Here is a 12,907-nt window from a genome sequence, read left to right on the forward strand (position 1 = left end):
ATCGCATCGCTCGGCTCTGCCACGACGGCGACGGTTCGTGGTATCGATGATGCTCTGTCGGGGGGCTCGGTGGTCGTTGCGCCTTCAAATCGTTTGAGGACCCATGAACCAGCCTGCCCAGTATGCGCGCCGCGAGGACTCCATCGGTCGTGACGTCGACCCGAGCACCCTGAGCGACGACACGATCCGGCGCACCGTCATCCTCCTGCAGCAGACGCAGGCGCTCGCGAAGGTCGGCGGCTGGGAGCTCGATTGCCGCTCGAACCAGCTCTTCTGGACCGAGGAGACCTACCGCATCCACGAGACGCCGCCCGGCTTCGCGCCGGACCTTTCGAGCGCGATCGACTTCTACGCGCCCGAGTGGGTCCCGACGATCTCCCAGGCGGTCGAGCGGTGCGTGGGCGAGGCCGAGCCGTTCGACCTCGAGCTCGAGTTGCTCACCTACCAGAAGCGCAGGCTCTGGGTGCGCGCGGCTGGCCACGCGCAGGTGGAGGAGGGCAAGGTCGTGCGGATCTTCGGCGCCTTCCAGGACATCAACGAGAAGAAGCGGCGCGAGATCGAGCTCCAGGAAAAACTCGCGATCATCGAGCAGCAGCGCTCGACGATCCACTCCATGTCCGCGCCGATCATCCAGGTATGGGACGGCGTGCTCGCGCTCCCCGTCGTGGGTCAGCTCGACGAGACGCGCGCCGCGGACATCACCGAGCGCCTCCTTCAGACCGTCGTCTCGCTCGGCGTGGCGCAGGTGATCCTCGACCTCACCGGCGTCGAGACCGTCGACGACGCGACCGCCGATCACCTCCTGCGCATCATCCGCGCCACGTCTCTCCTTGGGGCACAAAGCATCATCACGGGCGTTCGCCCCGCCGTGGCGCAGACGCTCGTCGCGCTCGGCGCCGACCTCACGAAGACGACCGTGCGGAGCAACCTGCGCGAGGCGATCAAGGCCGCGATGAGGGACGCGCGTCCCCGGCGCTGAGCGGCGGCGCGGACTTCGGCGCCCGGATCACCCACGGCCGCGTCATCGTGGCGAGCATCGCTTCGAGCACGCCGCCCATGCGCGAGGGCGCCGCGCGAAATACCACCTCGAAGCCTTCCGCGCCCTCGCCACGCAAAGCGCGCTCGATCCGGACAAGCTCCGCTTCCACGGCCGCTTCCTGCGCCGCGCGGCCCTTCGTCGTGTCCCGCTCGGCTGGCACGGGCTCGCCGAACGAGAGCCACAACGTCGGCCGCTCCGTTCCGCCAAACTCGTACCGGAGCCCCACCGGCACCGTGCGCGCCTTGCGCGAGACCCGCGCGATCTCCGCCGAGCCAGGCCGAAACCCGAGCGGCCTCTCCGTGATCGGCCGCTCCTGCCCTTGCGGATACACCCACACGAGCTTGCCCGGTGTATCGAGCAGCCGCGCCGCGTGGCGCATCCCGAGCGCGCCGTCCGCGGGTTTGTCGAGGTCCACGCCGAACGCGCCGACGAGCGCGAAGAACGGCAGGCGCCGGAGGTTTTTCGCGTCCATCATCGCGTAGCCGTCCGTGCCGAGCAGATGCGTCGAGACGTGCATCGCGACGAGCGGATCCCACCACGACGTGTGGTTCGAGACGACGAGCAGCGGCGCCTCCTTCGCGAGCGCCCGCGCCCGATCGAGCCCCTGCACGCGCACCTCGCCGAACGTCGCCTGGATCCGCGAGCGCGCGTGGGCCGAGAACCAGGTGTTGAACCAGGACACCTTGCGTGCAGGGATCATCGACCCCTGCGGTTCGAGCGCGCGCAGGCGTCGACGAGGAACTGCACCTCGGGCAGCGCCGGCGGATCGACCTGCGTATCGCTGGCGACGCGCGGGAGCGGCACTCGCGGCGTGGGCGCGGCGAGCGCGCGCAAAAGCAGCCAGAGCTTGCGCCCGAGCGGCACGTAGGCGCGGCTCGTCACGGAGTCGAAGCCCGCGCCCTCGACCACGCGCCCGATGTCCGAATAGATCAAGCTCGCCGCGCGGATCGAGGCCCGACAGTCGCGCGGCAGCATCGTGATTCCGAGGTCCGCGCGGGCGTAGAGCACCGACGCTTGGCGCAAGAGCCGCTCCACCACGCCGCCGAGCGCCGCGGTGAACGCGGGCCGCGCGACCCATTTCGCCACGTCGATCTCGGCCTCTTCCAGCCACGCGAGGGGCAGGTACACGCGCCCGTTTCGCGCGTCCTCGCCCACGTCGCGCGCGATGTTCGTGAGCTGCATGGCGACGCCGAGGTCACACGCGCGCGCGAGCGCTTTCGGGTCTCGCACGCCCATGAGCACGCTCATGATCACACCGACCGTCGCGGCGACACGCGCGCAGTACGCATGCAAATCCGACAACGTCTCGTACCGCCGCCCCGCGGCGTCCCAAGCGAACCCCTCGATGAGCCCTTCCATCACAGCGCGCGGCAGCTCGTGCGCGCGCGCCACGTCCGAGAAGGCCCGGTCGACCGGCGAATCGTGGGGTTTGCCCTCGTACGCCGCGGCGAGCCGCGCTTGCAGCGCCTCCACTGCGCCGGGCTCGCTCGCCTGATCGACCACGTCGTCGGCCACGCGGCAGAACGCGTAGACCGGCAGCATGGGCACGCGCACCCGCTTCGGCAGGAGCAGCGACGCGGCGAAGAAGCTCTTCGAGCCTTTTCGCAAAAGCTCCCGGCACGCGGCGAGATCGTCGGCCGAGGCCGTGCGCTCGGCTGGCGACAGGAGAAGCGGCGCGCCGAGGGGCATGGCGGGTTCAATGGAGCGAGGAAGCATCGGGCACCACCCTGTCGAGCACCCGCGCCGAAGAAAGCACGCCTGGGAGACCCGCGCCTGGATGGGTCCCTGCGCCCACGATGTAAAGCCGCTCTACGTCCTCGCTCTCGTTGTGCGGCCGGAAGAACGCGCTTTGCATCAGCACCGGCTCCATTCCGAAGGCTGCGCCGCGGAACGAGAGCAGCCGGTCCTGGAACTCCTGCGGATGCGTCACCCGCGAGGCCACGATCTCCTTTTCGAGCCCGGGCATCAGCGTCGTTGCGAGGTACCGCTCGACCCTCTTCCGATAGGGCTCCGCTTCTTTCTCCCAGTTCGTCCCGCTCGCCAGGTTTGGCACGGGCGAGAGCACGTAAAACGTGTCGCAGCCCTCGGGCGCGAGCGACGGATCCGTCGCCGTCGGCCGGTGCAAATAAAGGCTGAAATCATCCGCCAGCACGTGCCTCTGGAAGATGTCGTCCAAGAGCCCCTCGTAACGCGGACCGAGGCAGATCGTGTGATGTGCGACGTCCTCGTATTTTCGCTTCGTCCCGAAGTACCAGACGAAGAGCCCCATCGAATATCGTTGCTTCTCCAAACGGTCGTTCGTCCAGCGCTTGCGGACGTTGTCGTCGACGAGGTGCCGATAGGTCCAGGCCGAATCCGCATTCGAAACCACCACCTCGGCCTCGATGCGCTCGCCGCTCTCGAGCTCCACGCCGCGCGCCCTTCGCCCGTCGAGCAGGATGCGTCGGACCTCCGCGTTGCAGCGGACCTCGCCGCCCTGGCCCTCGATGAGGCGCACGAGCCCCTTCACGAGCGCGCCCGTCCCACCCATCGGGAAATGCACGCCCCACTTGCGCTCCAGGAATGCGATCAGCGTGTAGATCGAGGTCGTCGAGAACGGGTTTCCCCCGACGAGCAGCGGGTGGAAGCTCATCACCTGCCGCAGCCGGTCGTCCTTCACGTGCTTGGCGACGAGGTTGTAGACCGAGCGATAACTCTCGAGCTTCATCATGGCGGGGACGATCTTCGCCATGTCCCACCACGAGCCGAACGGCACGTGCGCGAGCTCTTCGAAGCCCACGCGGAAGATCTCCTCACTCGTGCGGAGGAACCGCTCGTAGCCCTCCACGTCCCCCGGCGCGAGCGCTGCGACCTCTTTGCGCATCGCCGCGGCGTCCCCCGTGTAGTCGAACACGGCCCCGTCGTGGAACCGGATGCGGTAGAAGGGGGTCACCGGCCGCATGTCGATGTCGTCGCTCATGCGCCGGCCCGCGAGCGTCCATAACTCTTCGAGCAAGAAGGGCGCCGTGATCACCGTCGGCCCCGCGTCGAAGGTAAAGCCGTTGATTCGGTGGACATAGGCTCGTCCGCCCGGAGCATCGAGCTTCTCCAGCACCGTCACCCGGTAGCCACGCGCGCCCAGGCGGACCGCCGCAGCCAGGCCACCAAAACCGCTGCCGATGACGACCGCGTGAGGCTTGGGGGTTGAACCTTGCATGCGGACAATATAAGGTCTGTATCAAGTTTGACAAAGGTTTCTCTTGGTCGGTCCTGACGATCGGTCGGGGCGACCGTGGAGAGCGATCCGTTGAGCCTCTACCGAATCCGCACCGTCTCGGAACTGACAGGCGTGAGCTCTGCGACGCTGCGCGCCTGGGAGCGTCGTTACGGCGTCCCTGCGCCGTCGCGCACGTCGTCCGCGTACCGGCTCTACAGCGAGGAAGACGTCGCGCTCATCGTCAAGATGCGCGACCTCGTGAAGGCGGGCATGGCGCCGGCCGAATCCGCGCGCCTCCTGCTCAGCGAGCCCGCGATCGTCGCCGCGCCCACCGCGCCTCCGCCGGGCGCCGCGCCCCTCGACACCGACCCGTTCACCGTCGCAAAGGATCGGATCGTCGAGACCACGCGCCGTTTCGACCCCGACGGGCTCGAAGAAGAAGTGTCGAAGACCCTCACCCTCGGCCCTGCCGTGGCGATCTTCGACCGGACGATCGGCCCTGCGCTCCGCGAGATCGGCGACCTCTGGCACGCGGGCACGATTACCGTCGCGCAGGAGCACCTCGCCTCCAATGTGCTCGGCGGCACCCTCATCCACCTCTTGCGCCTCGCGCAACCGGCGGACGCCACGCGCCGCGTCGCGCTCGCTTGTTTCGCCGACGAGGACCACGTCCTCGGCCTTTACGGCGCCGGCTTGCGCTTCACTTCGTGGGGCTTCCGCACGCTCATGATTGGCGCGCGCACGCCGCCGCCGGCCATCGCTCGTGTCGTCGACTCGCTCGCGCCCGACCTCGTCGGCCTCAGCGTCACCATGGCCGTGCCGCCGCCGCGCGCGCGTGAGCTCGTCGACGCGTACGCCGACGCTTGCCGCGGCGTCGCGTGGCTCGTCGGCGGCGACGGCTCGGAGGCGATGCGCGCGTGGGTCGAGGATCGCGGCGGCATTTGCGTCGGGCGCGACCTCGCGGCCGCGCGGCAGACGATCGAGCGCGTCCTGGCGGCGCAGAAGCGGCGGCGCCCGTCGCGGGGCAGCAAGGAGTGAGGGGGCGAGCGCGTCAGCCTTCGACCTGCGCGCCGAGCAGCTCGATGAGCTTCTTCCGATCGGCAACGCCGAGCGCGCCCGAGCCCGCGAACAGCACGCGCCCGTCTTTGCCGACGAGGATCACGTTGCTCACGCCCTTGCGAACGCCATAGGCCTTCCCGAACGAGCCGTCCCAGTCGCAGTAAATCGTGGTCTTCTGCTTTTTCGACTCCTCGCGAATGGCGTCCTTCACGAAGCCTTTCGCGGGCCACCAGTCGTAGCCGCTCACGTCCGCGACCGCGGCGAGCGCGATCTTTTGCTTGTACTTGTCGCCCTGGCCGAGCTTCGACAGGTCGTCCTTGAGCGGCTGGTTTTGCGCCGCGGAGTCCTTGTCTTCGTATACGATGAGGATCGGCTTGCCCTTGAGAGAGCTCATCTGCAGCGCGCGACCGTCGGCGTCCTCCACCCGCGCATTCGGGGCTTCGGCGCCTTCCTTCGGCAGGGCGAGGGAGACCCCGGGCACGAAGGCGGCCACGAGGGCGGCCGCCGAGACGAACTTCGAAGCTTTTCCCTTGGAGCTCATCGCCGATTCCTCCGCGTAACACGCGTCCCGTCGAAGCTGTACACTCTTTGTACAAGGTTCGACGCGGAAGTCAATCTTTGTTTCGTGTTCATACGGTCGCGCCTCGGGGGACGGGGAGGGGGCCTGCGGCGGGTGGGGTGAGGGTGGGTTGCGGGTGCTGCTCTTGACAGCGGCCGACCCATGTAGAGATTGCAGGTCGTTCGAACCCGAGTGGCGGAAGAGAATCGAGACCGGTTCTCCGCGCTTGGGGATGGGTGCACGAGACGGGACCGAGCGCGCGTTCGCGGTCGGGGCATGGTTTGCCCTGCCGGCGGCGTCTCGGGGCCCGTGGGGGCGGAGCCACGCCCTGCGAGGGCATACGGAGGCGACCATGTTGATGCGATTCGGCGACGTGAACAGGACTTTTGCTGCCATGGATGAGCTTCGCCGGAGAATGGACCGGCTCTTCGACGAGTACGATTCGCGCGGGGGCGCCTGGCCGCGATCGACCTTCTTCTTCGAGCCCTTCGAGGCCGGGCTTTCGTCGCGCACGGTCGCGACGTGGCCGCGCCTCTCGGTGTACGACAAGGGCGACGCGCTGGTGATCGCGGCCGATGTTCCCGGAATGAAGGAATCGGACATCAAGCTGGAGATCGATCAGGACGTGCTCACGCTCTCGGGCGAGCGCAAGGCCGACGTCCCGGAGGGATATGCGCTCCACAAGAGGGAGCGCGCTCCCGTGAAGTTCTCGCGCAGCGTGGCCTTGCCTTGCAAGGTCGATACGGAGAAGGCGAGCGCGGTGCTGAAGGACGGCGTCCTCACGCTCACGCTGGCGAAGTCGCCCGAGGCGCAGCCCCGGAAGATCGCCGTGAAATCGGCTTCGTGAAATCGATTCTGGAAGGAAAAGGAGAGAGCAGCCATGAACGCGCAGATCAGCCGTGACGAGCGGGACCATCAGACCGAGGCGCCGGAGACGCGGCGCGGCGTGGCGCCTGCGGTCGATATCTTCGAGAACAAGACCGAGCTCTTGATCGTCGCCGACCTGCCCGGCGTCGGCCCCGGCGACATCGCGGTCCGCCTCGACAAGAACGAGCTCACGATTGCGGGCAAGCGAGCGAGCGCACCGGAGGGCAACGTCCTCGCCGTCGAGGGCCGGCTGGGGGACTTTTCGAGGACCTTCCTGGTCCCGCAGGGCGTCGTGGCCGACGGGATCACCGCCGAGGTGGCCCAGGGCGTCCTCAAGGTCCGCCTGCCCAAGGTGTCCACCCAGAAGCCTCGGCAAATCGCGGTCAAGGCGAGCTGATCACCTTTCGCGGCGCCCGGCGGTCGGCGTAATCTCGACCGTATGCGCCTGCGCCGCCTTTCCCGCCTCGCCCTCCTCGTCCTCGCTCAAGCCCTCGCGAGCTGCGGCCCGGGACCCACGATCGTCACGGGCCCGCAGTCCGCGGACTTCGGCGGCGCGGGCGACAAGAATGGGGGCACCGCGGGCGACCTCCCGATCGTCCCCGTGCGCTGGGAGGAGCAACCGGCGCAGACCCTCGAGGTCGCCGGGGGCGATCGCAGCGGCGCGCCCGTCTCGCTGACCTCGCCCGACGGCGTCGGCCTCGTGATCACCTCGCTCGAAGTCGCGGCGGCCGTCGAGGACCCGCTCGCGTTCACCGAGCTCCATTTCACCTTCAAGAACCCCGAGGATCGAACCATCGAGGGCCGCTTCGAGCTCGTCCTTCCGCCCGGGGCCACGATCAGCCGGTTCGCCATGAAAAACGCGGACGGCTGGAAGGAGGGCGAGGTCGTCGAGCTCCAGGCGGCGCGCGCCGCATACGAAGATTTCCTTCACCGCAGGGCTGACCCGGCGCTGCTCGAAAAGCAGGCGGGCAACCGTTTTCAAGCCCGGGTGTTTCCCATTCCGGCCTCGGGCGAGAAGGAGATCATCGTCTCCTATTCACAGTCGCTCGCGTCGCGCGCCGATCCTTACCGCACGTATCTCCGGGGCCTGCCGCGTATGGGCAAATTCGACATGCGCGTCATCGAGCGCCGCCGCGGGGACAAGGGCGAGCCCGTGCGCCGCATGCACGCCTTCAAGCAGGCCGATTTCGCCCCGGACCGTGATTTCGTGCTCCCGCTCGGCGCGGGCGGGGCATCGGCTGTCGGCCTGCGGCACGAGGAACTCGCGGTCGCGCGGGTCACGCCGCTCGCGGAGAATCGCCCCGAGCCGGTCCGGGACCTGCTCGTCCTGCTCGACACGAGCGCCTCGCGCGCGCTCGACCTTTCCACCCAGGCCGAGCGGCTCGCGGCCTTGCTCGCGGCGCTACCGGATGAGCCGGGCAGCGACATGCCGGTCGCCGTCGCGTGCTTCGATCAAGGGCTCGAACCCGTGTACACGGGGCCCAGGAAGGGGTTTGGCCGCAAGGAGATCGAGGCCATTCTGCAGCGCAAGGCGCTCGGCGCCTCGGACCTCGGGCTCGCACTGGAGAGCGCGGCGGGATATGCAAAAAAGCAGGGCGGCCGCTTCACGCGCGCCTTGCTCCTCACGGACGGCATTCCCACGGCCGGGCCCACGACGCCCGGCGAGATCGCGGCCGAGCTCGGGAAGCTCCGGGACGCGGGCATTCGCCGGCTCGACGCCATCGTGGCCGGCGGCATTCGCGACGAGGCGCTCCTGCGCCGGCTCACGACGGGCTCGTTCCCGCAGGACGGCGTGGTCCTCGACGCCGCGGAAAGCCCGCGCGTGCTCGCCGATCGTCTCGGCCGCGCCACCGTCTCGGGCCTCAAGGTGCGGGTTCCTGGCGCAAAATGGGTGTACCCGGAAAAACTCGACGCCGTGCAGCCCGGGGACGAGGCGCTCGTGTATGCGGAGATCCCGCCGAGCGCGCCGTTCGAGGTCGAGGTGCAGGGGCCTTCCGGCACGGCGCGGACGAAGGTCGCGACGGAGTTCGCCGAGCGCCCGCTGCTCGAACGCGCGGCGACGCGGGCGAAAATCGAGCGCCTCTCTCTCGAAATGGAGGCGGCCCCGGACGAGGGCCGGCGCGCGGCGATCGGGCGCGAGATCGTCTCGCTCTCGACGCGCTTCCGGGTGCTCTCCGACCTCACGGCGCTGCTCGTCCTGGAGACCGAAAACGATTACGCTCGGTTTGGCATCGACCGGACCGCGCTCGCGGACATCCTCGTCGTTGGTCGCTCGGGCGTCGAGCTGCAAAGCCGCAAAGGGGGCCCCGTGGCCGTCGCCGCGGGCTCGGACGAACCCCCGAAGGTCGCCCAGGAAAAAAACGAGAGCGAGACCAAGGAAAGGCAAAAGAAGGATACCGGCGCCCCGGACGCGCAACCCGCGGCGGCACCGGTGGCCGAGGCAGCGCCTCCTCCTCCGCAATCGGAGACCCTCTCCCGGGACGAGCTTGCGCGCGAGGCGAAAGCCGAGCCTGCCGACGAGGCACCACGCCCGTCCCCGCGCCCCGCGAGCCCGCCCCGCGCGGCCGCGAAGCCCGCTTCATCCGCGGCCTCGGGCGCATCAAGCCCCAGCCGCATCGAGGCCGAGTTCGGCGACGCGCCGAGCACCTCCTGGCGACCGCCGCCGCACCGCAGGCCGCCGCCCCCGCCGCCCCCGCCGCCGAGCGAATTCGAGGACGACGAGGATTCAAGTGACTCCGGCGTCCTGCCCTACGAGGGCAAATTCGCCGACGTCATGAACCTGATCCAGGCGAAGAAACACGCCGAAGCGCTCTCCCTGGCCTCCACGTGGCGCGCGGCCGAGCCGGGCGACGCGCTCGCGCTCGTCGCGCTCGGCGAATCGTTCGAGGGGCTCGGCGACCTCCACCAGGCCGCGCGTGCCTACGGCTCGATCATCGACCTCTTCCCGTCCCGCGCCGACCTCCGGAGGTTTGCCGGCGCGCGGCTCGAGCGCATTGGCAATCGCGCCGACGGCGTCTCGTTCCTCGTCGTCGACACCTACGAAAAGGCCGTCGCGTCGCGCCCCGATCATCCCTCCGGGCACCGGCTCCTCGCGTATGCGCTCGCCCGCGCCGGAAAGTTCGCCGAGGCCTTCGAGGCCATCACCGCGTCGTTCGCGCGCCGTTATCCGAGCGGCCGTTTCGCCGGCGTGCGCCGCGTCCTCGCCGACGACGTCGGCATCCTCGCCGCCGCGCTCATTCGCGCCAAACCCGAGCGCCGCGCCGAGGTGGAAAAGACCCTGCGCGAGCTCGGCGTCCCCCTCGCCAAGCGCCCCTCGCTCCGGTTTGTCCTCACGTGGGAGACGGACGCGAACGACGTCGATTTCCACATTCGCGACGGCCGCCGCGGACACGCCTATTACAGTCACCGGAAGCTCCGCTCGGGTGGCGAGCTCTTCGCCGACGTCACCACGGGCTATGGCCCCGAGTGTTTCGCCATCGACGGCCGCGCCGCGGCCTACCCGTATCGCCTCCAGGCCCATTATTACTCGAAGGGCCCGATGGGCTACGGCATGGGAAAACTCCAGATCGTCGAGCACGACGGAAATGGAGAGATCCGGCTCGAAGAGCGGCCGTTCGTGGTCATGACCGACCGCGCGTTCGTGGATCTCGGGGTCGTCACCGGCAAGCTGCCGGCGTCGCGCTGAATGTAGGGCAGGGGTGGATCGTCAGGGCACGGCGACGATCCGACCTTCGACGGTCGGCGTGATCGTGCCGAGGGCCTGGATGTGCTCGATGAGCACCTCCGCGTGGATCTCGCGCGAGGTCCCCTGCCCGTCGAGCAGCATCGTGTAGCCGTCGCCGCCCGCGTTGAGGAAATCGGGCACCGCCAGGGTATAGGTCGTCCCGTTTGCCGCAATGGGCGTCCCATTGGCGAGGTGGATCTCCTGGATACGTGATCCCGCCGGCGCACTCGCGCTGTAGGTGAACCCGAAGCCTGAGATTTGCGGGAATCTCCCGGCCGCCGTGGGGAGCCCGCTGATTCCATTCTCCATGGCCTGCCAGAGCTGCGCCCCCGTCACCGTGCGGGTCATGATCACGTTGCCGAATGGCAGGACCGCGAGCGCGTCGCCCCGCACGATGTCGTACGGCGGGCCGGCCGCATACCCGGGTGTGAGGCGCCGGAGCATCGTGTTTGCCGGCGTATACGACGAGGGGATCGAGGTACGCAGACCGCCGCCATTGCAGAACGCGAGCTGCGTGCCGTACTTGACGCGCATCGCGTCGGCGGCGAGGTTCCCGATCGCCACCTCGACGAGCCGCTCGACGTTGTTGCCGCGCGGAAACACGTCCGTGGCGACGCCGATCACGGCATCGAGCTCGGCCGCGAGCTGCGCGCGATAAGGCTGGAGCATCGCCTCGACCGCGGGATCGGGCGTCACCTGGCTCTTCACGGGCGAGAGGATCGTCGCGGAGCTCTTCGCCACGAAACCATTCCACGGCACGACCGTGAGCTCGACGCGCGCGTACGTCAAACCCTTGCTGCGGTTCTCCACGACACGCGCGCCGTTGATCACTGTATTGACCTGGATGTCCGTGTGATCGCCGAGGATCACGTCGAACCCGTTCACGCCCTTCGCGAAATCGAGCAGCGGGCCCTGGCACGTCCCCGTCGCCTGGTCGCAGAGCGAGGCGCCGAGGTGCACGATCGCCACGAACACCTTCGCGCCCGCGGCCTCTGCGGCATTGCGCGCCTCCATCGCCGACGTGATGGGATTCTTGATCGTGATCGTCCCGAAGCTCCCGGGCGCCGTGCTCGCGGGCGCATCCGGGCTCGTGATGCCGATGATCGCCACCTTCAACCCGCCCACCTCGACCATGTGATACGGCGTCGCCACGCCCGTGAGGTTTCCGTCGATGTTCGCGAGGTTCGACGTGACCCACTCGAACGTCGAGAGGTCGATCATCGATTGCAGATGCCCGACGCCGCGATCGAAATCGTGATTGCCGAACGTGTACGCGTCGATGCCCATCAAGCTCATCGCCTTGATGGCCGGCTCCTCGTTGAAGTACGAGGCGAGGGGAGGGCTCGCGCCGATGCCGTCCCCCGCGGTGAAGACGAGCGTGTTCGGGTTCGTCGTGCGCTCCTTCTGGAAATAGGCCGAGAGCACCGAGGCGCCGCCGATTTCGACGTTGTTCACGACGAGCGGGTCGAGCTGCCCGTGCCAGTCCGAAACGCTGAGGAATTGCAGATCGACCGGCGTCGTGCTCTCGCACGTCCCGTTCGAGCAGACCTCGTCGAACTTGCACGTCGTCCCGCACGCCCCGCAATGGGCCGGGTTCGTCGCCGTATCCACGCAGAGCCCATCACACGCCACGAGCTCGGCCTGGCAGGAGAGCGCGCACATGCCGTTCGAGCAGACCTCGCCCGGAGCACACGCCTGCCCGCAAGCCCCGCAGTTGCCGAGGTCCGTCTGCAGATTGGCGCAGACCCCGCCGCAATCGGTCAGATCCACCTGACACGAGAGCGCGCACATGCCATTCGAGCAGACCTCGCCCGGAGCACACGCGAGCCCACATCCGCCGCAGTTCTCGACGTCCGTTTGCTGGTTGACGCAGGTGCCGCCGCAATCGGAGAGGCTCGCCTGGCAGGAGAGCGCACACGCGCCGTTCGAGCAGACCTCGCCCGCGGCGCAGGGATTGCCGCAGGCCCCGCAATTCGCGAGGTCCTTCGAGGTATCCACGCAGGTGCCGCTGCAATCGGAAAGGCTCGCCTGGCAGGAGAGCGCGCAGGTGCCATTCGAGCAAACCTCGCCCGCGGCGCAGGGATTGCCGCAGGCCCCGCAGTTCGCGAGGTCCTTGGAGGTGTCCACGCAGGTGCTGCCGCAGGTCGTTTGTCCAGACACGCAGTCGAGAACACACGCGCCGTCCGAGCACGTCTCGTCTGCGCTACACGTCGTCCCACATGCGCCGCAATTTTGCGCGTCCGCAGCGACGTTCACGCACGTCCCGTTGCAGGACGTCGTGCCACCGGCGCAGGCTGGTGGTGGGGCTGGATCGTCGCCGCAGGCCGCCGTCCAGAGGACGAGGAGCAAGGAGAAAAGAAGCGCCGGGAATCCCGGTCTGCGTCGGGTATCGACGGAAAGCATCGTTGCCTCCTGGCAAATGGAAGGCTCCCCTCCCGGAGAGCGCGGAACGCCTCCATTTTA

At 68.6% G+C, this 12,907-nt stretch carries 10 protein-coding genes; 5 read left to right on the forward strand and 5 right to left on the reverse strand.

The window, feature by feature from the left end; all coding sequences use genetic code 11:
- Positions 1-103 precede the first annotated feature (103 nt).
- A complete protein-coding gene (locus POL67_RS00935) occupies positions 104-979 on the forward strand; it encodes an STAS domain-containing protein (RefSeq protein ID WP_271914496.1) in 876 nt (291 codons plus the stop codon).
- On the opposite strand, the gene POL67_RS00940 is transcribed toward POL67_RS00935, so the two are convergent.
- From POL67_RS00940 to POL67_RS00950, 3 genes are read right to left on the reverse strand one after another with little or no spacing between them, the layout of a single operon-like run.
- Positions 942-1,739: a lysophospholipid acyltransferase family protein gene (locus POL67_RS00940; RefSeq protein ID WP_271914499.1), complete on the reverse strand. Its 798-nt coding sequence runs from the start codon at positions 1,737-1,739 to the stop codon at positions 942-944. The genes POL67_RS00935 and POL67_RS00940 overlap by 38 nt on opposite strands.
- The gene (locus POL67_RS00945) at positions 1,736-2,755 is read right to left on the reverse strand and encodes a phytoene/squalene synthase family protein (RefSeq protein ID WP_271914502.1); all 1,020 of its coding nucleotides are present in this window, start codon (positions 2,753-2,755) and stop codon (positions 1,736-1,738) included. The genes POL67_RS00940 and POL67_RS00945 overlap by 4 nt, the downstream gene beginning before the upstream one ends.
- Entirely contained in the window at positions 2,736-4,235 is a 1,500-nt protein-coding gene (locus tag POL67_RS00950; RefSeq protein ID WP_271914505.1) for a phytoene desaturase, read from the reverse strand. The genes POL67_RS00945 and POL67_RS00950 overlap by 20 nt, the downstream gene beginning before the upstream one ends.
- A 75-nt stretch (positions 4,236-4,310) precedes the next feature.
- On the opposite strand from POL67_RS00950, the gene POL67_RS00955 reads away from it, so the two are divergent.
- On the forward strand, positions 4,311-5,273 hold the full coding sequence (locus POL67_RS00955) for a MerR family transcriptional regulator (RefSeq protein WP_271914507.1): 963 nt from the start codon (positions 4,311-4,313) through the stop codon (positions 5,271-5,273).
- Between the two features lie 13 nt (positions 5,274-5,286).
- Here the strand turns inward: POL67_RS00955 and POL67_RS00960 are convergent, their stop codons facing one another.
- Entirely contained in the window at positions 5,287-5,835 is a 549-nt protein-coding gene (locus tag POL67_RS00960) for a YtfJ family protein (protein ID WP_271914509.1), read from the reverse strand.
- Positions 5,836-6,205: 370 nt separating this feature from the next.
- Between POL67_RS00960 and POL67_RS00965 the strand changes: the two genes are divergently transcribed.
- From POL67_RS00965 to POL67_RS00975, 3 genes are read left to right on the forward strand one after another with little or no spacing between them, the layout of a single operon-like run.
- Positions 6,206-6,700 carry an Hsp20/alpha crystallin family protein gene (locus POL67_RS00965; protein ID WP_271914511.1) on the forward strand — a complete coding sequence of 165 codons (495 nt, stop codon included), beginning with the start codon at positions 6,206-6,208 and terminating at the stop codon, positions 6,698-6,700.
- Between the two features lie 33 nt (positions 6,701-6,733).
- Positions 6,734-7,117: an Hsp20/alpha crystallin family protein gene (locus POL67_RS00970; protein WP_271914514.1), complete on the forward strand. Its 384-nt coding sequence runs from the start codon at positions 6,734-6,736 to the stop codon at positions 7,115-7,117.
- A 42-nt stretch (positions 7,118-7,159) separates the two neighbouring features.
- Entirely contained in the window at positions 7,160-10,405 is a 3,246-nt protein-coding gene (locus POL67_RS00975; RefSeq protein ID WP_271914517.1) for a VIT domain-containing protein, read from the forward strand.
- Positions 10,406-10,426: 21 nt separating this feature from the next.
- Here POL67_RS00975 and POL67_RS00980 read toward each other — a convergent pair whose 3' ends face one another.
- Positions 10,427-12,847, reverse strand: coding sequence for an MXAN_6577-like cysteine-rich protein (locus tag POL67_RS00980; RefSeq protein ID WP_271914521.1), 2,421 nt, complete (start codon positions 12,845-12,847; stop codon positions 10,427-10,429).
- Between the last annotated feature and the right edge of the window lie 60 nt (positions 12,848-12,907).

Origin of the sequence: Polyangium mundeleinium, assembly GCF_028369105.1 — a bacterium.
Taxonomy (GTDB): Bacteria; Myxococcota_A; Polyangia; order Polyangiales; family Polyangiaceae; genus Polyangium; species Polyangium mundeleinium.